Origin of the sequence: Streptomyces roseicoloratus (assembly GCF_004117935.1) — a bacterium.
GTDB lineage: Bacteria > Actinomycetota > Actinomycetes > Streptomycetales > Streptomycetaceae > Streptomyces > Streptomyces roseicoloratus.
In genome coordinates, this window is sequence record NZ_SDOY01000159.1 from 58,410 (window position 1) to 77,422 (window position 19,013).

At 73.4% G+C, this 19,013-nt stretch carries 20 protein-coding genes; 12 read left to right on the plus strand and 8 right to left on the minus strand.

Annotated features, from left to right (window positions below; translation table 11 throughout):
- Position 1: 1 nt before the first annotated feature.
- Positions 2–1,741: an AMP-binding protein gene (locus ESG85_RS27920; RefSeq protein ID WP_181019135.1), complete on the minus strand. Its 1,740-nt coding sequence runs from the start codon at positions 1,739–1,741 to the stop codon at positions 2–4.
- Between the two features lie 218 nt (positions 1,742–1,959).
- On the opposite strand from ESG85_RS27920, the gene ESG85_RS27925 reads away from it, so the two are divergent.
- From ESG85_RS27925 to ESG85_RS27940, 4 genes are all read left to right on the plus strand, one after another.
- Positions 1,960–2,343: a nuclear transport factor 2 family protein gene (locus ESG85_RS27925; RefSeq protein WP_128983945.1), complete on the plus strand. Its 384-nt coding sequence runs from the start codon at positions 1,960–1,962 to the stop codon at positions 2,341–2,343.
- A gap of 208 nt (positions 2,344–2,551) precedes the next feature.
- Positions 2,552–3,952, plus strand: a complete 1,401-nt coding sequence (locus ESG85_RS27930; RefSeq protein ID WP_128983946.1) for a hypothetical protein — start codon at positions 2,552–2,554, stop codon at positions 3,950–3,952.
- 128 nt (positions 3,953–4,080) lie between these two features.
- Positions 4,081–5,328 (plus strand): AAA family ATPase, encoded by a 1,248-nt coding sequence (locus ESG85_RS27935; RefSeq protein ID WP_181019136.1) that lies wholly within the window; start codon positions 4,081–4,083, stop codon positions 5,326–5,328.
- On the plus strand, positions 5,325–6,605 hold the full coding sequence (locus ESG85_RS27940) for a vWA domain-containing protein (protein WP_128983948.1): 1,281 nt from the start codon (positions 5,325–5,327) through the stop codon (positions 6,603–6,605). The genes ESG85_RS27935 and ESG85_RS27940 overlap by 4 nt, the downstream gene beginning before the upstream one ends.
- Here the strand turns inward: ESG85_RS27940 and ESG85_RS27945 are convergent.
- The 7 genes from ESG85_RS27945 to ESG85_RS27980 form a co-directional block, all read right to left on the minus strand.
- Positions 6,554–7,873, minus strand: coding sequence for an MFS transporter (locus tag ESG85_RS27945; protein WP_128983949.1), 1,320 nt, complete (start codon positions 7,871–7,873; stop codon positions 6,554–6,556). The two genes, ESG85_RS27940 and ESG85_RS27945, sit on opposite strands and share 52 nt — an antisense overlap.
- A gap of 62 nt (positions 7,874–7,935) precedes the next feature.
- On the minus strand, positions 7,936–8,907 hold the full coding sequence (locus ESG85_RS27950; protein ID WP_164986332.1) for an LLM class flavin-dependent oxidoreductase: 972 nt from the start codon (positions 8,905–8,907) through the stop codon (positions 7,936–7,938).
- The gene (locus tag ESG85_RS27955) at positions 8,904–9,902 is read right to left on the minus strand and encodes an FkbO/Hyg5 family chorismatase (RefSeq protein WP_164986333.1); all 999 of its coding nucleotides are present in this window, start codon (positions 9,900–9,902) and stop codon (positions 8,904–8,906) included. The genes ESG85_RS27950 and ESG85_RS27955 overlap by 4 nt, the downstream gene beginning before the upstream one ends.
- A gap of 1 nt (position 9,903) precedes the next feature.
- On the minus strand, positions 9,904–10,776 hold the full coding sequence (locus ESG85_RS27960) for a DsbA family oxidoreductase (RefSeq protein WP_246095332.1): 873 nt from the start codon (positions 10,774–10,776) through the stop codon (positions 9,904–9,906).
- On the minus strand, positions 10,773–11,258 hold the full coding sequence (locus ESG85_RS27970; RefSeq protein WP_128983952.1) for a nucleoside deaminase: 486 nt from the start codon (positions 11,256–11,258) through the stop codon (positions 10,773–10,775). The genes ESG85_RS27960 and ESG85_RS27970 overlap by 4 nt, the downstream gene beginning before the upstream one ends.
- 201 nt (positions 11,259–11,459) lie before the next feature.
- Positions 11,460–11,870, minus strand: a complete 411-nt coding sequence (locus tag ESG85_RS27975) for a DMT family transporter (protein ID WP_128983953.1) — start codon at positions 11,868–11,870, stop codon at positions 11,460–11,462.
- 217 nt (positions 11,871–12,087) lie between these two features.
- Positions 12,088–12,408 (minus strand): DMT family transporter, encoded by a 321-nt coding sequence (locus ESG85_RS27980; RefSeq protein ID WP_128983954.1) that lies wholly within the window; start codon positions 12,406–12,408, stop codon positions 12,088–12,090.
- Positions 12,409–12,557: 149 nt separating this feature from the next.
- Between ESG85_RS27980 and ESG85_RS27985 the strand changes: the two genes are divergently transcribed.
- The 8 genes from ESG85_RS27985 (at position 12,558) to ESG85_RS28020 (ending at position 18,810) form a co-directional block, all read left to right on the plus strand.
- Positions 12,558–13,007, plus strand: coding sequence for a MarR family winged helix-turn-helix transcriptional regulator (locus ESG85_RS27985; protein ID WP_128983955.1), 450 nt, complete (start codon positions 12,558–12,560; stop codon positions 13,005–13,007).
- 398 nt (positions 13,008–13,405) lie between these two features.
- A complete protein-coding gene (locus ESG85_RS27990; RefSeq protein ID WP_128983956.1) occupies positions 13,406–14,899 on the plus strand; it encodes an AMP-binding protein in 1,494 nt (497 codons plus the stop codon).
- Positions 14,896–15,162: an acyl carrier protein gene (locus ESG85_RS27995; RefSeq protein ID WP_128983957.1), complete on the plus strand. Its 267-nt coding sequence runs from the start codon at positions 14,896–14,898 to the stop codon at positions 15,160–15,162. Before ESG85_RS27990 ends, ESG85_RS27995 begins: the two co-directional genes overlap by 4 nt.
- Positions 15,163–15,322: 160 nt before the next feature.
- A complete protein-coding gene (locus ESG85_RS28000) occupies positions 15,323–15,697 on the plus strand; it encodes an ectoine synthase (protein ID WP_128983958.1) in 375 nt (124 codons plus the stop codon).
- A gap of 102 nt (positions 15,698–15,799) precedes the next feature.
- A complete protein-coding gene (locus tag ESG85_RS28005) occupies positions 15,800–16,918 on the plus strand; it encodes an acyl-CoA dehydrogenase family protein (protein ID WP_128983959.1) in 1,119 nt (372 codons plus the stop codon).
- Positions 16,919–17,031: 113 nt separating this feature from the next.
- Positions 17,032–17,709 (plus strand): transglutaminase-like domain-containing protein, encoded by a 678-nt coding sequence (locus ESG85_RS28010; RefSeq protein WP_128983960.1) that lies wholly within the window; start codon positions 17,032–17,034, stop codon positions 17,707–17,709.
- A gap of 34 nt (positions 17,710–17,743) precedes the next feature.
- Positions 17,744–18,553, plus strand: coding sequence for a maleate cis-trans isomerase family protein (locus tag ESG85_RS28015; protein ID WP_128983961.1), 810 nt, complete (start codon positions 17,744–17,746; stop codon positions 18,551–18,553).
- The gene (locus tag ESG85_RS28020; RefSeq protein WP_128983962.1) at positions 18,550–18,810 is read left to right on the plus strand and encodes a DUF6253 family protein; all 261 of its coding nucleotides are present in this window, start codon (positions 18,550–18,552) and stop codon (positions 18,808–18,810) included. The genes ESG85_RS28015 and ESG85_RS28020 overlap by 4 nt, the downstream gene beginning before the upstream one ends.
- Positions 18,811–19,013 lie beyond the last annotated feature (203 nt).

Consider the following 19,013-nt stretch of genomic DNA (forward strand, 5'->3'; position numbering starts at 1 on the left):
CTCATGTGCGGTCCCTCAGTTCCCGGCGCAGGATCTTGCCCGACGCCGCTCGGGGCACGGTGGCGACGAACTCCACCCGCCGGATCTTCTTGTACGGGGCGACCCGCTCGGCGACGTACGCCATGACCTGCTCGGCGGTGAGGCCGGGCGCGGCGGCCTGGCGCACCACGAAGGCCTTCGGGACCTCCGCGCCGTCGCCGTCCACGACGCCGATGACGGCCGCGTCCGCGATGCCGTCGTGGGTCAGGAGCAGCGCCTCCAGCTCGGCCGGCGGCACCTGGAAGCCCTTGTACTTGATGAGTTCCTTCACCCGGTCGACCACGTACAGCCAGCCGTCCTCGTCGACCCGTCCGACGTCGCCGGTGTGCAGCCAGCCGTCCTCGTCGATCATCTCGGCGGTGGCGTCGGGCCGGCCCAGGTAGCCCTTCATGACCTGCGGCCCGCGGATCGCGATCTCGCCGTCCTCGCCGGGCGGCACGTCCTTCGCCGGGTCGTCGAGGGAGACGAGCCGCATCTCGGTGCCGGGCAGGAGCTTGCCGACGGTTCCGGGCGGCGGGTTCTCGGTCGCGAGCGGGACCAGGTGGGTGGCGGGTGACAGCTCGGTCATGCCGTACGCCTGGAGGATCGGCGGCAGCCCGAGCCGCGCCGAGCACGCCTCGGCGAGCGCGGCGTCGAGCGGGGCGGCCGAGCAGACGATGTAGCGGAGGGAGGAGAGGTCGTAGTCGGCGACGGCCGGGTGCTTGGCGAGGGCGAGGACGATCGGCGGCGCCACGTACAGGGCGTTGATGCGGTGCTTCTCGATCGCGGCGAGGAAGCCGTCGAGTTCGAAGCGCGGCAGCACGACGACGGTCGCGCCGCGCCGCAGCGGGCCGTTCATCAGCGCCGTCAGGCCGTACACGTGGAAGAACGGCAGCACGGCGAGGATCCGGTCGCCGGGCGCCATCGGCATGAGCGGTTCGAGCTGGGCGAGGTTGGTGGCGATCGAGGTGTGGGTGAGCATCACGCCCTTGGGGATGCCGGTGGTGCCGGAGGAGTACGGGAGGGCGGCGACGTCGGTGTCGGGGTCGATGGCGGGGGCAGGCTCGGGCGCCGTGGAGCCGAGGAAGTCCTGGAGGGAGCGGACGGGGGTGGCGGCGCCACCGGCGTGCGGCCCTGCGGCGTCCGGCCCTGCGGCGTCGGGGCCGCCCCGCGCTCCGGCCACGGGCGCCACGCCGGGCGCGGACGCGGTCGCGGTGGACTCGGACGCGGTCGCGCCGGCGTCGGGTGCGGTCGCGGTGGACTCGGGCGCCGCCGGCTTGTCGCAGACGAAGATCTCCTCGACGCCGCCCGCGAGTTCGGCCGCCGCGCGGGCCGTGGCGAGCAGCGGCGACACGGTCACGATCCAGCGCGTGGCGCAGTCGCGGAGCTGCTTGGCGAACTCCTCGGGCGTGGCGAGCGGGTGCACGGTGGTGACGGACGCGCCGGCCCGGGCCGCGGCGTAGAAGGCGACCGGGAACAGCACGGTGTTGGGGCTGTGCAGGGCGAGCACGTCGCCCTTCCGCACCCCGGCCTCCGCCAGTCCCGCGGCGACCCGCCGGTGGATGGCGTCCACCTGCCCGTACGTGAGGGTGAGCGCCCCGTCGCCGCCGGTGCCGTCGATCAGCGCGGGCAGCTCGCCGAACTCGGCGGCGCGGCCGAGGACGGCGTCGTGGATGGGGAGGGAGACGGCCGGGACGTCGGCGTACTCGCTGCGAAACACCATGCGTGCGTGCCCCCTGACTCTGAGTGGGTGGTGGCGGACAGAATGGCTCGTGCGCGTACCTCTTGGGGAGACCCGGGACGTCGGAAGGCTCGCGGCCCTGGCAGGACGATGGCAGCAGGACGGGAAACAAGCAAGCGTGCATGCATGATTCGACGTGCGACCGGGTGCGGGACGCGACCGGGTGCGGAGGCGGGCCGGCGTCTGGCAGGGTCTCCCGCATGGATGCGTCGGGAGTGGTCGAGGCGTTGTGGGACCGGATGCAGGCGCGCGACTGGGACGGCCTCGCCGAACTGGTCGCGGAGGACGCCGTCGTGGAGTGGCCGGTCAGCGGTGAACGCATCGTGGGCAGGAGGAACTACGTCGCGGTGAACCGCGAGTACCCGGAGGGCTGGTCGATCCGCGTCCTCCGGATCGTCGCGAACGGCGACCGGGCGGTCTCCGAGGTCGAGGTCCCGCACGAGGGCATCGGCGTGTTCCGCGCGGTGTCGTTCTGGACGGTCCGGGAGGGGCGGATCGTCCGGGGAACCGAGTACTGGACGGGCCTGGGCACGGACCCGCGTCCGGAGTGGCGTGCGGCGTACGTCGAACCGATGGAGGCGTGACGCGGCACCGCGTGAGGGGTCGGGGACGGCCCCGCCGCGGGTCCGGCGGGCCCTGGCGGACGTCCACGGTGCCGGACACGTCCGGCTCGTCGTCCGGTTCGGCCACGGAAACGCCTGGCGGCGGCGGGTCCGGTGTGGTTACGATCGCGGCGATGACGACTTCCTCCACTCTCGGATTGGGGGTCCCGTCCGCGCAAGGTGAGTGCTAATGCACCTTCACGACGCGAACGGTGACACCCGTTTCCCCTTCCCCGATTTCTGGCCGCGCGTGCGCGAGTTCGCCGTGCCGGCCTCCGTGATCGAGACCGCGACCGCCCGCCGACGTGTCGGCGACTGGGCGGGTGCCTGTGCCGCCGCGGGTTTCGACATCGACCTGGACCTCGCGGCCCTGGGGCGGCGGTACGGCCGGGAGCTCGCGGCCGGCGTGCGCGCCGACCTGCGGCATCTGGCGCCCGACCTGCTGCGCTGGCACATGCCGCGGATCGCTCCCGACGGGCTCCTGCGGCCCGGTCTGACCGTTCCGCTGGCCCGGTACGGCCCGGTGCACCTCGTGGTGCGCACGGCGCCGGCCTGGGCGGACGGCGGTCAGCGGATCAGCCTCACCCTGTGGGACGGGGACTCCGTCGGAGCCGAGGCCGCCGCCCGGCATCCGCACCCCCGGCCCAGCCGGCGCTTCCGGTTCGACCTGCACCGGCACCTGTGGGACGGGGACTCCGTCGGAGCCGAGGCCGCCGCCCGGCATCCGCACCCCCGGCCCAGCCGGCGCTTCCGGTTCGACCTGCACCGGCACCTGTGGGACGCCCGCAGGGCCGGTGAGCTGCGGGAGCGGTCCGGCGCCTGCGGGCCGCCGCTGCCGGACGCCGAGCGGTGGGCGGCCGAAGCCCGCATCCTGCTCGCCGCGGAGGGGCGGGACGCCGGCCCCGTCGCCGTACGCGCCGGCGAGCGGCGCTTCGTCCTCGACGTCGGGCCTTCGTCGGTCGCGTGCCTCGAACCGGACGGCAGGAGCGGCCCGTTGCCCCTGCTGCCCGACGCGGCGACCTGGCTGCCGCCGGATCTGGAGCTGCTGCGGACCGGTGCGATCGAGGCCGACCGGCTGCATCCGCTGGTCGCCGCGGCACTCGTACCGGGACACGCCGGGAGTGAGCCCGTCGCGCCGCCCGATCCGCGTGCGCCGCGCCTCGTGGAGTGCCGCGGCGCGCTCCACCGGATCGCCCTGGTCGACGGCGTGCTCGCACCGCTGGACCACGACCCGGACGAGCTGCGGCGCGAGGAACTCCTGGTCGCCCTGTCCGGCACCCCGCTGCCCTGTCTGCGGATCATCGACGAGGCGCACCGCCGGCCCGACGGTCTCGACGACGTACGGGAACGCCTGCGGCACGGCGACACGGCCGGGGCACTCGCCGCCGTCGAGGGCCTGCTCGGGCCCGAGGCCGTGCTGCGCTCGGGCCCGCTCCAGGACGCCCTGCGGGCCGCCGCCGAACGGCGGCTGGTGTACGGGCTCTACCGGGCGGGGCTCGCCGGGCCGGCGTACCACCGGCTGCCCGCCCGGCCGTCGAGTCGGCGTCCGCGGCGGACCGACCGCGCCAGGCCCCGGCACGCCTTCCGCTGACCCCGCCGACCCGCCGGCGCCCCCCGTGGTGCCGTCCGGCGACGCCCCGCGCCCGCCCGCTCCCCACCCGGCCGAGCCGCCGGCTCACGTCTCCCACCCCGCCCTTCCTCACACCCCAGGTGACCCCTTTGACCACTCTCGCCCCTTCCTCCGCCCCCACTCCCACGCCCCCGGCCCAGCTCGACGTCGCCGCCGAGCTGCTCTCCCTCCTGCGGGACACCCGTACCGAACCCCGGCCCGACACCCAGCTGGAGGCACTGACCCTCGCCGTCGCCGCCGACCTGCCCGTGCTGCTGTGGGGCGAGCCCGGCATCGGCAAGACCGCCGCGCTCACCCAGCTCGCCGAGGAGCTCGACCTGCCGCTGACCACGGTGATCGCCAGCGTCCACGAGCCGTCCGACTTCTCCGGGCTGCCGATCGTCGGCGACGACCCGGCCGAGCAGGGCGTGCCGCTGGCCCCGCCGGACTGGGCCGTCCGCCTGGTGCGGGCCGGGCGCGGACTGCTGTTCCTCGACGAGCTCTCCACCGCCACGCCCGCCGTCCAGGCAGCGCTGCTGCGCCTGGTCCTGGAACGCCGCATCGGCTCCCTTCGACTGCCGCCCGGGGTACGGATCGTGGCCGCCGCCAACCCGCGCGCCTCCGCCGCCGACGGCTGGGAGCTGAGTCCGCCGCTCGCCAACCGTTTCGTGCACCTGCAGTGGGCCTACGACCACGAGGTGGTGGTGCGCGGACTCGGCGGGACCTGGCCGCGGGCAACCCTGCCCAGGCTGGACGCCGCCCTGCTGGCGCAGGCCGTGGACCGGGCCCGCCGGGCGGTGTGCGGGCTGCTCGAAACCCGGCCCGCGCTCGTCCACCGACTGCCGGCCGCCGAGACCCGCAGGGGCGGGGCCTGGCCCTCGCCGCGCAGCTGGGACATGGCGCTGTCCCTGATCGCCTTCGCGACCGCCGCCGGCTCCTCCCGCGACGTGCTCTCGCTGCTCGTACGCGGCACCGTCGGTGACGGTCCCGGGCTCGAACTCCTCGCCTGGCTCGACCGGATGGACCTCCCGGACCCCGAGGTGCTGCTCGCCGATCCCGCCGGCGCCGAGCTGCCGGACCGCGGCGACCGCCGCCAGGCCACCCTCGAAGGCGTGGTCGCGGCCGTCAGGAACCGGCCGACCAAGGCGCGTTGGGACGCGGCCTGGGCGCTGCTCGTACGCGCTATGGAAACCGGGGCGCCGGACCTCGTGGTGGTGCCCGCGACCACCCTGGCCGCGCTGCGGACGGAGGAGTGGGACGTGCCCGCGGCGATCGAGAAGCTCGCGGGCGTGGTGTCGGTGTCCCGCCGCGCCGACCGCTCGGTGGCGCGCGCGACCAGCGGGGGCGCGGGCCGATGAGCGGAGACACGCTCACGGCCGCCGGGGGCCTCGATCAGGGGAAGCGTCCCGCCGCTCCGGAGCTCGACCGGGAGAAGCTGTACGCCGCGCGCCTGCACGCCGTCCGCGTCCGGCCGTACCTCGCGACCGCGCTGTTCGCGCTGCACGTCGTCGAGTCCCGGCGGGTGCGGACGATGGGCGTCGACCGGTGGTGGCGGTGCTACGCCGCACCCGGGTTCGTGGCCGCCACCTCCGTCGAGGAGCTCGCCGGCGTATGGGTGCACGAGGTGTCCCACCTGCTCCGCGACCACCACGGCCGCGGCGACCGGCTGGCCCGCGAACGCGGGATGTCCGGCGCCTCGTCGCGACTGCGGATCAACATCGCCGCCGATCTCGAGATCAACGACGACATCTACGGCGAGGGCCTCGTGCGCCCCGAGGGCGTGCTCCTGCCCTCCCACCTGAGGCTCCCGGCAGACCAGGTGATGGAGGACTACCTGCGGCAGTTCCGGCTGGGGCCCTGGCTGCCCGACGCGGCACTGTGGCTGGACTGCGGCAGCGGCGCCGACGGCCTTGACCGCCCCTGGGAACTCGGCGCGGACGGTGCGAACGGGCTGAGCGAGCAGGAACGGGACGCCGTCCGCTTCCGGGTCGCCCAGGGCATCAAGGGCCGGCCCGGCGGCGTCCCGGCCGGCTGGAAGCGGTGGGCGGACGAGGCGTTCCACCCGCCACAGCCCTGGCGGCAGCTGCTCGGCGCGGCGGTGCGCTCCGCCGCCGCGGCGGCCGGGGCGGGCGACGACCACAGCTACGGCCGGCCGTCCCGCCGCTCGGTCGCCCTGCCCGGCACCGTCCTGCCGAGCCTGCGCCGCCGCCCGCCCCGGGTGACGGTCGTCATCGACACCTCCGGCTCGGTCAGCGACGCCGAGCTGGGCAGCGCGCTCCTGGAGGTCACCGCCATCGCGCGGGCCGTGGGCGGCCGGCGCGAGCTGGTCGGCGTCGTCTCGTGCGACGCGGCGGCCCGCGTGGCACACCCGCTGTGCCGGTCGGAGGGCATCTCGCTGGTCGGCGGTGGCGGCACGGACCTGCGGGCGGGCTTCGCCGCCGCCCTGCGGGCCCGGCCGCGGCCCGACGTCGTGGTGGTCCTCACCGACGGGCAGACGCCCTGGCCGGCCGTCCGACCGCCGTGCCGCACGGTCGTCGGCCTGTTCCCACGGGACGCCGGATACGTGAACGAGGACGACCCGGACTACGCGCCGGACGTGCCGCCGGACTGGGCGCACGTGGTCGGCATCGGCTGAGGCGGCTCCCGTCGGAACGCGCCCTGGACGGCGGCCGGTTCGCGGGGGCCGGGCTCCTGGATGCGCGGCGGTCTCCGCCGCGTCGTGCGGATCAGCACCGTCCCGGACAGGGCGGCCGCCGCGATCAGGCTCGCGAAGGCCGTGGCGGACGTGGTGACGCCGGTGGCGTCGGTGGCATAGCCGGTCAGGACGGGGAGGATGCCCGCGAACAGGTAACCACCCACGCTGAGTGCGGCGTTGGCCTCGGCGAGGCGGGGCGCGGGGACCTCGGTGGCGAGCCGGGTGAAGCCCCCGTACTGGCTCATGCCCTGGCCGATGCCCGCGAGGACCGCGGCGCAGGCCAGGACGGTGAGGGAGCGGGAGTGGACCGCGGCGGCCGTGCCGAGCATGGCGAGACCGGTGACGACTCCCGCGGCGGCCAGGACGCGGCCCGTCGGCAGCCGCTTGGCGAGGAACTGGACGGCGGTCGACGCGCCGAACATCAGGAAGCCGATGCCGCCGGTGACCAGGCGGTCGGTGGTGTCCAGGAGCGAGCCGAGCAGGGTGGGGCCGAGGGCCAGCAGCAGGGAGGTGCCCGTCATGCCGGGGGCGTAGGCCATGAGGCTCGTGACCAGGCCGCGGCGGTTGGCGGGCGGCACGGACGGCAGGCGCAGCCACCCGGCGCCGGCGGCGGCACGGGAGCGGCCCGGCCGGGTTCCGCGCCCGTCCGGACCTGCGGCGCGCTCGCCCGGCCCGGCGCCGTTCTCGCTCTGCGGGTCCGGTGCGGGCGGGCGGGGCAGCAGCACCAGGACGACGGCCACCGCCGTCAGCAGCAGGACGCCCTCGAACACGAAGGCCGTGACCGTCGGGGCGCCGAGGTACTGGGAGATCGCGCCGCCCGCCAGCGGGCCGGCCGCGAGGCCGGTGCCGATGGCGACGGACGCGGCGAGGGACGCCTGGGTGCGGCGGGCGGGGCCGCCGACGTGGACGACGGCGGCCGTGCCGGCGGAGAGGACGGCGCCGACGGCGACGCCGGTGAGCAGCCGCGCGGTGATCAGGGTGAGGACGTGGCCCGCCGTCATGAACAGGACGCAGGAGACGAGGGCGGCCGCCAGGGCGGGGGTGAGGACGCGGCGGGCGCCGTAGCGGTCGGCCAGGGCCCCGGTGAAGGGGAGGGCCAGGAGCAGGCCGCCGATGTAGGCGGCGAAGATGACGGTCGTGGTGCCGGTGGAGTAGCCGATGCGGTGCTGCCACAGGCCGAACAGCGGGGTCGGGATGTTGGACAGCATGAACACGGCCGTGATCGGCCATGCCGCCGCCCAGACATCCCAGGACCGCCGGGTTCCGCGCCTCACAGCTCGCGGAGGAGCGGGAGCAGTTCGTCCGCCGTGCGGCGCACCGCGGTGCGGTAGCCGGCCTCCGTCAGCTCGCTCGTGGGCAGCCGCAGGATGAGGTGGCGGGCGCCGTTCCTGACGTACCGGCCCAGCCAGTCGGCGACCTCGGCGGGCGTGCCGCCGAAGATGCCCTGGGTGGTGCGCATGGTGGTGAGGGGCAGTCCGTAGTACGCCCGGAAGTAGGACCAGAGGGTGTCCTCGGCCTGCTGCCGGGTGCGGTCGACGGCGACGGAGAGGTAGACGGCGCCGGTGACGGCACCGTCCGGGCGGCCCGCCTCGCGGCGTGCGGCGTCGACCTGGTTCCAACCCTCGGCGTACTTCTCGGGCGTGGTGGACGTCGGCATCCAGCCGTCGAACTGCCGGCCCGCCCGCGCCAGCATCTTGGGGCCGGAGTGGGCGATCCACAGCGGCGGTCCCTGCGGCTGGTGCGGTGCCGGCAGCAGCGCGGCGTCCTGCAGCCGGTAGTGGCGTCCCTCGTACGAGACGGGGTCGCCCTTCGCCGCCCACAGGGCCTGGCAGATCTCGACGGTCTCGCGCATCCGCCCGAAGCGGGTGGTGAAGTCGAGGCCGTAGTTGGCGAATTCGCGTTCCGTGGCCGGCGAGGCGAAGCCGGATCCGATGCCGGCGACGAGCCGGCCGCCCGAGATCCGGTCCAGGCAGGCGAGTTCGTGGGCGAGGTGGACGGGCGGGCGCAGCGGCATGAGGACGGCGGTGCCGAGCCGCAGGCGCTCGGTGGCGGTCGCGGCGGCGGTGAGGGCGAGCAGCGGGTTCATCCGGGAGCGGGCGAGGGGGGACTCGCCGGCCCACACGGAGTCGAAGCCGCTCTCCTCGGCGAGGGCCGCGATGGAGGCGAGGTTCTTCGGGTAGGGGCCGTCGTCGATGACGGACTCGCGTCCGGGCAGGACGATGCCCACCTTGAGGCCGGTCACAGGTTCCACCCCCGTCCGGGGACGATGCCCTCGATCTCGACGAGGAGGTCGTCGCGGCAGACGGCGACGTTGAGGTACTTCACCTCAACACCAGCACCAAGCGTCTCCTCACAGACCTCACGTACTGCCGGAATGTCGCTGTCATGTCTCACGTACGCCTTGATCAGTCGGAGGTCCTTGAGGTCGTGGTCGGCGTCGACGCCCTGGGCCGCGAGGTTGTCGCGCGAGATGAGGTGGGCGATGTTGTCGAGCGTCTGGCGGGTCTGGCGCCGCACGTCGCCCTGGTGGACGGTCTCGTGGCCGAGGATGGAGGCGGTGCCGGAGACGTAGAGGGTGTCGCCGAGGAGGGTCGCGCGGGCGAAGCTCGGCGGCTTGGGGCCGTACTGGCCGGGATAGTGGTACGCGGACGTCTGGTGGCTGTTCTCCAGGTGACGGGGCACTCCCGCGTGGCACGCGAGGAGGACGAAGGCGATGCCGCGGGCCTGGGTGCCGATGCCGGTGGCGGCGGGCAGTCGGGCGGTGCCGTCGCCGAAGTGGGTCCGGAAGGCCTGGGCCCGGCCCTGGACGAAGTCCCGGTAGACCTCCATGCCCTCGGCGTTGGTGCCGATGATGTCGCCGACGAAGTTCCACATGCGGAAGACGTGGCCGTAGTCGAGGTGGCTCGCGAGCGCGAAGGCCTTCTCGTACAGGGCGCGGACCGGCGGCGTGTAGACGTCCTGTTCCGGCAGGAGGCCGGCGATGAAGAGGTGCTGCCCGTCGTGGGCGTACGCGAGGTCGTCGCGCAGGGCCCAGCGGGGGCTGCCGTCCACGGTCCACACCTCGCGGAACGGTTCTCCGCCGCCCGTGACGGCCATGGGCACGGTGAGGTCGGGGTTGCCGTGGTCGGTGAAGGCGAGGCGGGCGGTGTCGCCGTAGGTGACGGTGGCCAGGACGTGCCGGCCGGGTTCGGTGCCGGGTATCTCGTCGACGGAGGTGAAGTGGGCACGGATGCTCACGTCAGCAGCCCCCGTCCACACTGCACGCCGCGCCCTGGACCGCTTCCTGCTCGGCCTGCGCGGCCTGGGCGTCGAGGATCGCCTTGCGCAGCTGGGGGACGCTGGGGACGCCTTCGATGCGGGTGTCGCCGACGAGGAGGGTGGGCACGGACCGGATGCTGTGGGCGGCGGCCTCGCGCAGCGCGTCCTGGTGGGCGGCGGTGTAGGTGCCGTCGTCCAGGGCCTTGCGTAAGGTCTCGCCGTCCAGGCCGATCTCCTCGGCGAGCCGGACGACGACGTCCACCTGCCCGAGGTCCAGGTCCTCCTGGAAGAAGGCGCGGAACATCCGGGCGGTGTACGCGGCGCCCTTGCCCTGCTCGGCGGCGTACTGGTAGCCCTCGAACGCGAGCCGGGTGTAGGGCTGCGGGGAGACGGTCGGCAGCGTGATGTCGACGCCCATCCGGCGGGCCATGGGGTAGACGGCGCGCTGCCAGATGGCGGGCAGGTACTCGTCCTCGGGGCGCAGGGTGGGGTGCGGGTGGGGCCGCAGTTCGAAGGGCTTCCACTCGATCTCGACGTCGACGCCGAGACCTTCGACGGCCTCTTCGAGGGGGCCCTCCGCCAGCATGCAGAAGGGGCAGACGTAGTCGGACCAGATCCGGATCTTCACCGGGGCGCTGCTCACTGCTCGATCATCCTTCGCGGGGTCGTTCGTTGCCTGGTGGTCGGTGGCCCGGTCGTTCGCCGCGGGGCCGGGCGTCGCGGGGCCGGGCGTCGCGGGGCCGGTGGTCTTCGCGCCGGTCGTCGTCGCGCCGGTCATCGTCGGGCCGGTCATCGTCGGGCCGGTCGTCGTCGGGTCGGTCATCGTCGGGCCGGTCGTCGTCGGGTCGGTCATCGCAGGCCGGCCCTGTGGCGGGTCAGGAACTCCTGGAACGGCACCTCGTGGCCCTCGACGGGAGCGTGGGTCACCTTGAGCCGCCAGGTGGTCGGGTCGCTGGAGAAGATGGAGTACGAGCCGGCGTAGTCGAAGCCGTACGCGGCGGCGGTCTGGCGGTCGGCCGCGTACACGATGTGGTCGACGTTGAAGTAGAGGGCTGCCATGTAGCAGAGGGCGCACGGCTCGCCGGAGGCGATGAGCGTGGCTCCCGCGACGCCGAACCGGCCGGCCTTGCGGGTCGCCTCGCGGAGGGCGACGACCTCGGCGTGAGCGGTGGGGTCGTTGTCCTCGGCGACCCGGTTGAAACCGGTGCCCAGGACGCGGCCGTCGCGTACGACGATCCCGGAGAAGGGGATGCCGCCCTCGGCGACGTGCTCTCGGCTGATCCTGACCGCCTCCTCCACGTGGGGGGCGAGCTGGTCGAGTGACTCAAGGGGCATGGCGGAATGGGTCCTTGGGAGTGGAGGGGAGGAGAGGGGGCCGCGTACGTGCGGGGCGGCCGGGGCGGCGCACCGCGTGGAGAGGAGTCGGGAGCGGCGTTCGTGCGGGGCGGGCGGCGCACCGCACCCGGGGCGGCCCGTCGTCCTCTGGCCGAGGGCTGCCCGGGGGTGCTGGTGTGCGCGTCGCGGCTCGCGGCCGGCTCAGACGCCGGCGCTCTGGGCCTGCGGCCGCTCGACGGCCGCCGGAGCCGCCTCCTCCTCGCCGCCGGTCTTGTCGGCGAGCTTCAGCCAGACGACACCGGCGATGATGACGGCGAGCCACAGGGACTGGACCAGGTTGAGCTTCTCGTCGAAGAAGACGGGGCCGAGCGCGGCGGCTCCGACCGCGCCGATGCCGGCCCAGACGGCGTAACCGGTGCCGACGTCGATGGTCTTGAGGGCGACGCTCAGCGCCCACAGCGTCAGCAGGAAGAAGACGACGGCGACGAGCGACCAGGTCAGCGTGGTGAAGCCGTTGCTCCCGCCGACGGAGAGCGCGTAGCCGATCTCGAAGACGCCGGCGAGGAGGAGCATGAGCCAGGCGTTGGCCGCGGAGCTGTTGTTCGAGGACATGAGCGGGGATTCCTTTCGGGAAGTCACGTGGGCGTGACGGCGCGAGGGCCTGGGAGGGAGGGAGCGGCGCGGGGCCGGAGCGGCGTGCGCCGGAGTGGGGATGGCGCCGGGCCTGGAGGGGATGGCGCGGGCCTGGAGGGGTTGCGCGCGGGCCTGGAGGGGTTGCGCGCGGGACCTGAGGAAGTGCCGGGGAGTGGGCGGCCGGGGCCGGCCGGGATCAGGCGGCGCCGCTGAGCTGGAGGCCGACGACGCCGGCGATGACGACGACGATGCCCAGGGCCTTCTTCCAGTTGAGCTTCTGGCCGAAGATCAGAGCGCCCAGCAGGGTGATGCCGACGCCGGAGACCGAGGTCCACAGGGCGTATCCGACGCCGACGTTGAACGTCAGCAGGGCCCTGCTGAGGAAGTACGTGCCGAGGGCGCCGCTCACCAGGGTGATCGCGGTCCACTTGCGGTTCTTGAAGCCCTCGGCCTTGCCGGCCGCGAGGGCGACGCCGATCTCGAAGACGACGGCGATCGCGAGGTAGAGCCACTGCATGACAGGGGTTCCTTCCGTTTCCAGTTCATTGCTTGTACATGCAAGAACATGATGTCCGACTGCCCCCTGGAGCGCAATGGGGGAACGGCCAGGAGCTTGCATGAGCATGTACTCTGCTGTCAAACAGCCACTCCCGTGAGGACGCACCTATGGCAACTTCACCCCTCGCCACCCAGCGCAACTCCGACCACGCCGTGTGGAACCGCGTGCTCGCACTCCACGCGCATGTGGAACGCGAGCTGACGGCGGCCCTGCAGCGCCGGCACGCGATCGGCCTGTCGGAGTTCCGCTCCCTGGAGCACCTCCACCGCTCCGAGACCAGCGAACTGCGCATGCAGGACCTGGCCGACAAGGTGGGCCTCGGCCAGTCGTCGGTGACCCGGCTGGTGGGCCGGCTGGAGACGGCCGGCTTCGCCTTCAAGGACCTGTGCCCCTCGGACAAGCGGGGCGTCTACGCGGTCATCACCGACGAGGGCCGCCAGCGCTACGAGGCCGCGCGCGCCACGTACGCGGAGGTCCTGTCGTCCGCGCTGAACACCTTCGCCGCCGACCCCGACCTCGGCCCCACGGTGCGCGCCCTGCGCACCCCCCGGGACTGACGGGCCCCGGCGGGCCCGCGACAGACCCCCGACGGGCCCACGGCAGGCCCACGGCAAGCCCGCGGCACGGCCCCGCGGCCCGGCATCGCGCCGCCGCACGGCCTCCACAACCCCACAGCACGGCCCCGCGACGCGGTGCAGCCGTCCGGACCCGGAGTCATTCCGGTTCCGGACGGCTGCACCGCGTCGCGGCCTTTCCGGGGTCCGCACGGCGGATTCCACATCGCCGTTTTTTGCATGAGCAAGCAAAAGTGAATGGGCTGGCTCACACCCACTTCGCCAAGTAAGTGCTTGACCAAGCATGTACTTCGCCGGATACCTTCTTGCTCGACACCGCAAGATTCGAACAGCCGAGCGACTCCCGTTGTCGCGGCTGAGCCGACCGCAAGGAATCCGCCGTGCCATCGCCCCGCCTGGCCGAGACCGTCGCCGTCCACGGTCACCAACGGCCCCACAGCATCGCCCTCCACTACAACGACCAGGCCGTCACCTACGGCCGACTGCACGACCTGACCGAGAGCCTCCGCGGTCAACTGCACCGCCTCGGACTCCCGTCGGGCAGCACCGTGTGTGTGCCGGCGCACAAGACGCCGCAGACCATCGCCCTGCTGCTGGCCGTGTTCCACGAGGGCCTGGTCGCCCTGGCCCCCTCGCCCGACCTCGGCAGCGCCGCCCGCGAACGCATCGCCCGGCAGGCCCGGGTCCGGCAGCTGCTCACCGTCGACGCCGACGGAGTGCTCGACGCGACGCCCGTGGCGCCCGACGAGGACGAGGCGAAGGGCTTCGCGACGCCCGATCCGGAGCGGACGCGACTGCTGCTGACCACCTCCGGCTCGACCGGAACCCCCAAGATCGTCCCCATCGAGTCGGCCGGGTTCGAGGCCTTCGCCGACTGGGCCGTCGAGGAGTTCGGCCTGACGCCCGGCGAGACGGCGTTCTCGTACGCGCCCCTCAACTTCGACCTCGCGCTCCTGGACGTCTGGACCTTCCTGCGCCTCGGCGCCTCCGTCGTCCTGGTGGACAAGGAGAAGGCCACCGACGCCGGCCACCTCGCCGCGCTCGCCACCGGACACCGGCTCACCTTCGTCCAGGGCGTGCCGATGATGTACCGGCTGCTCCTCGAAGGCAGCGCGGGCCGCCCCGAGGACCCCGCCACCGGCGCCTTCGGCACCGTGCGGCACGCGATCTTCACCGGCGACCGGCTCCCCGCCGACCTGCTGGCCCCGATCGCGTCGGCGTTCTCCGGCGCCGCCTTCCACAACGTGTTCGGCTGCACGGAGACCAACGACTCGTTCATCCACCGCGTCGATCCCGCGGCGACCGGCCCGATGCCCATCGGCCGGCCCCTCCGCGGCACCGAGGCCCTCGTCCTGGACGGCGACGGACAGCGGGTGGACGGAGCCGGCACCGGTGAACTGCTGGTGGCCACGCCGTTCCAGACCCGCGGCTACCTCCGCGAGGAACTGAACGGGACCGCCTTCACCCGCATCGACGGCCGCGACTTCTACCGCACCGGCGACATCGTCTCCCGCGACGCCGACGGCCTGTACGTCCTCGAAGGCCGCGCCGACTGGCACGTGAAGGTCAGGGGGGTGCGCACCAACCTCCAGGAGGTGGAGAGCGTGCTCGCCGCCCACCCCGACGTCGCCGAGGCCGTCGTCGTCCCGCTGCCCGACCCCCAGGCCGGCGTCCGGCTGCACGCCCACGTCACCCGGCGCCCCGGCACCGGACTGACCAGCCTGCGCCTGCGCACCCACTCGGGGCGCCATCTGCCCCGCCACGCCATACCGGCCTCGGTGCACCTCACCGACGCGCCGCTGCCCCGTACCTCGACCGGCAAGCCCGACCGCAACCTCATCAAGCAGAACCGTCTGAAGGAGATCGACGCATGAGCACCACGGACATCGCCGGCCAGATCCGCGCCTACGTCGTGGGCCAGTTCCTCGCCGGCGAGGACGCCTCGGACCTGACCGGGGACTACGACCTGATCGAGTCCGGCGTCATCGACAGCCTCGGCCTGGTGCGCCTGCTCTCGCACCTCACGCAGGCCTTCGACATCCCGGCCGACGACATCGAGTTCACGCCGGACGACTTCCGCACCCTCGACTCCATCACCGCGCTGGTCGAGGCCCACGCCCCGGCCGCGGTCGCCTGACCCGGCCCCCGCGCCCCCACGCACCACGAGCACCGAACCCCCCACGCACCACGCACGAGCACGGAACGGCACGCACGAAGCACCACGCACGAAGCACCACGCGCGAAGCACGAGCAGCACTTCATCCACCCGGCACCACACACACCAAGGAGAACCGGACATGTTCACTCGCAGCCTCGATGACGTCGCTCCCGTCGAGTGGGGCAACGGCCTCAGCACCCGGCTGCTGACGGAGTCCGACGGCATGGGCTTCGCCGTCTGCGACACGCTCGTGCGCCAGGGCACCACCAGCGCCCTGCAGTACCGGCGCCACCTGGAGGCCTGCTACTGCATCGGCGGCTCCGGCGAGGTCGTGGAGAAGGACGGCACCCGCCACAAGATCGTGCCGGGAACCATATACGTCCTCGACAACCACGATCCGCACTACCTCATCGCGTCGGACTACGAGGACCTGCACCTGGTCTCGATCTTCAACCCGCCGATCGTCGGCAACGAGAAGCACACCCTGTCCGAGGACGGCTTCTCGCAGTACTGAGCCGCCCAGCCCGGGCCGGCCCGCTTCCCTCCCCCGCTGCGGGCCGGCCCGGGTCCGGGCCCCTCATCCGACCACCCGCCCACCGCCGACCTAGGACCCGCCTTGACCGACGACCTCTTCCATCTGACCGCCCCGTGGGCCGAGCAGCTGAACGCGGACACCCGCGAGCTGGACGCGGCGGGCGCCTTCCCGCACGACAAGTGGAAGGTCCTGCAGGAGACCGGTCTCCTGCGCACCCACTTCGCCCCGGAGTTCGGGGGCGCCGGCCACGGCGTGACGGCGACCATGCGCGCCCTGGAGGGCCTGGGCTACGTCTCCCACGACGCGGGCCTGTCCTTCTCCGCCTCGACCCAGATCGTCTCCGTGGGCGTGCCGCTGCAGCGCTTCGGCAGCCAGGAGCAGAAGGAACGGTACCTGCCGGGGATCATGTCCGGTGAGTCGATCACCGCACACGCGATCACCGAGGAGTCCGGCGGCTCGGACGCCATGAACCTGGCCGCGACCGCCCGCCGCGACGGCGACCACTACGTGGTCGACGGCGGCAAGATGTTCATCACCAACGCCCCCGTGGCCGACCTGTTCCTCCTCTACGTCCGCACCGGCAAGCCCGGCCCGTTCGGCCTGACCACGCTGCTCGTCGAGGCCGGCACGCCCGGCCTGACCGCCGGCCCCTCGATGGACAAGATCGGCCTGCGCACCAGCCCGGTCGGCACGCTCTCCTTCGACGGGCTGCGCGTCCCCGTGAGCCGGCGGCTCGGGCAGGAGGGCACCGGCTTCCTCGTCCTGGACTACGTGATGAAGCGGGAGGTCCTCTTCGGCTTCTCGATCACGCTGGGCGAGATGACCCGGCGCCTCGAGGAGACCATCGACTTCGCCAGGAAGCGCCACCAGTTCGGGCAGCCCATCGGCTCGTACCAGGGCGTCTCCCACAAGATCGCCGACATGAAGATGCGGGTGGAGACGGCCCGCAAGTGGCTCGCCGACACCGGCGCGAAGGTCGAGGCCGGCCAGGACGCCTCGCTCGACCTGGCGGCCACCAAGACGATCGTGTCCGAGGCCAACGTGCAGACCGCGCTGGACGCGGTGCAGATCCACGGCGGCCGGGGCGTGCTCACCGAGCACGGCATCGAGCGCGACCTGCGCAACTCGATCGCCGGAACGATCTACTCGGGCACCTCCGAGATCCAGCGCAACCGCATCGCCACCCTCCTCGGCCTCTGACCGCCAGGCCACCGCCGAGCCCTCCCGGCGCCACCGCCGAGCCCCTCCCCTTCCCGGCCGAGCCCCGACCTCCCCCGGCGGCCGAGCCCCGACCGACAGGAAACGACACCCGCATGTCCGACCAGCTGGAACTGCTGACCCGCCCCACCGAGTTCCTCGACTACGAGACCGACGCGGTGCAGGCCTTCATCGACCACGCCGTCAAGGACCGCTCCGCGGACCGCACGACCAACGCCATCGAGCTGTACTACGCGGTGCGCGACGACGTCTTCTACGAGGTCTACGGCGCCCCCCTCTCCCGCGAGGGCCTCCGGGCCTCCACCACCGCCACCACGAAGGAGGGCTTCTGCCTGCACAAGTCCGCGCTGTACGCGGCCTGTGTGCGCGCCCTCGGCATCCCCTCCCGGCTCGTCTACGGCGACGTGCGCAACCACCTCGCCTCGCCGCGGCTGCTGAGCCACATCGGCGGCGACGTGTTCTTCCACGGCCTCACGCAGGTCTACCTGAACGGCACGTGGGTCAAGGCGACCCCGGTGTTCAACAAGATGCTCTGCAAGCTCTACGGCATGGAGGCGCTGGAGTTCGACGGCGTCAGCGACAGCCTCTACCACCCCTTCGCCGAGGGCGGCGGCTCCATGGAGTTCCTGACCGACCACGGCGCCTTCGACGACGTCCCGTACGACTTCGTCATGTCGGCCATGCGCAGCAAGCACCCGCGTTTCCTCGACGACGAGGGCAACGGCACCGTCCGCGGCGGCCGGCTGGCCGACGAGTCCGCCCTCACCCGATAGTCCCGCACGCATCGTCAGCCAGGAGAACACGACCATGACCAACGCCACCTCTCCCACCGACGGCTGGGACGCCTCGACCCGGATCGGCGTCGTCGTACCGCATGCCGACGTCGGCCCGGAGGCCGAGCTGCAGGCCGTCGCGCCCGCCTCGGTGTCCGTGCACGGCTCGCGCATCCACTTCGCCGCGATGCGTGCCGGCGGCGAGATGGACGAGAAGATCCCGCACGACCCCGTCCGCGCCTTCGTCGAGCCGCCGTACCTCGACCAGGCGGTGGAGCTGCTGGCGGCGTCCCCGCTGCACGCCCTGACCCTCGGCTTCACCTCCTCCAGCTACGTGCTGAAGGCGGAGGGCGAGCGCGAGCTGTACGAGCGGCTGCGGCCCGTCACCCGTGACCTGCCGATCACCGGCACCACGAAGGCCGCACGGGCCGCGTTCGACGCGCTGGGCGCGCGGCGGATCGCGGTGGTCAACCCGCCGTGGTTCGACGACAAGCTGTCCGGCCAGGGTGCCGACTACTTCCGTGAGTTCGGCTACGACGTCGTCCACCACGGCCCGTGCGGACTGCCCTCCGACCAGAAGGCGATCACGCCGGACAACCTCTCGCAGTGGATCCGCACCACGGTCGCCGAGCACCGTCCGGACGCCGTCCTGGTCGCCGGCAACGGCATCCGCGCCGTGGGCACCATCAAGCCGCTGGAGGCCGAGCTCGGCTTCCACGTGGTCACCGCGAACCAGGTGATCCTGTGGCACGCCCTGCACCTGGCCGGCGCCGCCGACACCGCGTACGGCATCGAGGACTACGGCCACCTGTTCGCCACGACGCCGAAGGGCGAGGACGCGTGAGCCTCCTGGACGCGGCCGGTTACGAGGCCGTCTTCGCGACGCCCGAGGGCGACACGTACAGGATCCCGCTGGTGTGCTGGCGGGAGGACGAGGGCCGGGTGTACGGCATGGTCCTGTTCAAGGGCCAGCTGCGGTGCGCCGACCAGGTCCGGCACTTCCTGCGGTACGGCAACCGCACCGCGGCCGCGCCGGGCGAGGAGGCCGGCGCGCCCGGCACCGCGCCCCAGGCCGCCCCCCTGACTCCGGCGCTGGGCTGACCCGGTGCCGGCCGCCGGGTCCCGGCACGCGGCCTCTGGCCGGGACCCGGCAACCCGACCGGCTCCGGCACCCCCGGCCGGCCCCGTCACCGCCCTGACCCCGAGGGCCGGCCGCCGGAGCACGACGAAGGGCCCGTGCCCCACCGAAGCTGGTGGGCACGGGCCCCTCGCGTACGGGCACGCCGCGCGCACGCGGCTCGCGT

Bases quoted from the DNA above. Each gene is read 5' to 3' on its own strand.
- ESG85_RS27920 (WP_181019135.1), bottom strand. From the start codon at position 1,741: ATGGTGTTTCGCAGCGAGTACGCCGACGTCCCGGCCGTCTCCCTCCCC.
- ESG85_RS27925 (WP_128983945.1), top strand. From the start codon at position 1,960: ATGGATGCGTCGGGAGTGGTCGAGGCGTTGTGGGACCGGATGCAGGCG.
- ESG85_RS27930 (WP_128983946.1), top strand. From the start codon at position 2,552: ATGCACCTTCACGACGCGAACGGTGACACCCGTTTCCCCTTCCCCGAT.
- ESG85_RS27940 (WP_128983948.1), top strand. From the start codon at position 5,325: ATGAGCGGAGACACGCTCACGGCCGCCGGGGGCCTCGATCAGGGGAAG.
- ESG85_RS27945 (WP_128983949.1), bottom strand. From the start codon at position 7,873: ATGCTGTCCAACATCCCGACCCCGCTGTTCGGCCTGTGGCAGCACCGC.
- ESG85_RS27960 (WP_246095332.1), bottom strand. From the start codon at position 10,776: ATGACCGACCCGACGACGACCGGCCCGACGATGACCGACCCGACGACG.
- ESG85_RS27970 (WP_128983952.1), bottom strand. From the start codon at position 11,258: ATGCCCCTTGAGTCACTCGACCAGCTCGCCCCCCACGTGGAGGAGGCG.
- ESG85_RS27975 (WP_128983953.1), bottom strand. From the start codon at position 11,870: ATGTCCTCGAACAACAGCTCCGCGGCCAACGCCTGGCTCATGCTCCTC.
- ESG85_RS27980 (WP_128983954.1), bottom strand. From the start codon at position 12,408: ATGCAGTGGCTCTACCTCGCGATCGCCGTCGTCTTCGAGATCGGCGTC.
- ESG85_RS27985 (WP_128983955.1), top strand. From the start codon at position 12,558: ATGGCAACTTCACCCCTCGCCACCCAGCGCAACTCCGACCACGCCGTG.
- ESG85_RS27995 (WP_128983957.1), top strand. From the start codon at position 14,896: ATGAGCACCACGGACATCGCCGGCCAGATCCGCGCCTACGTCGTGGGC.
- ESG85_RS28000 (WP_128983958.1), top strand. From the start codon at position 15,323: ATGTTCACTCGCAGCCTCGATGACGTCGCTCCCGTCGAGTGGGGCAAC.
- ESG85_RS28010 (WP_128983960.1), top strand. From the start codon at position 17,032: ATGTCCGACCAGCTGGAACTGCTGACCCGCCCCACCGAGTTCCTCGAC.
- ESG85_RS28015 (WP_128983961.1), top strand. From the start codon at position 17,744: ATGACCAACGCCACCTCTCCCACCGACGGCTGGGACGCCTCGACCCGG.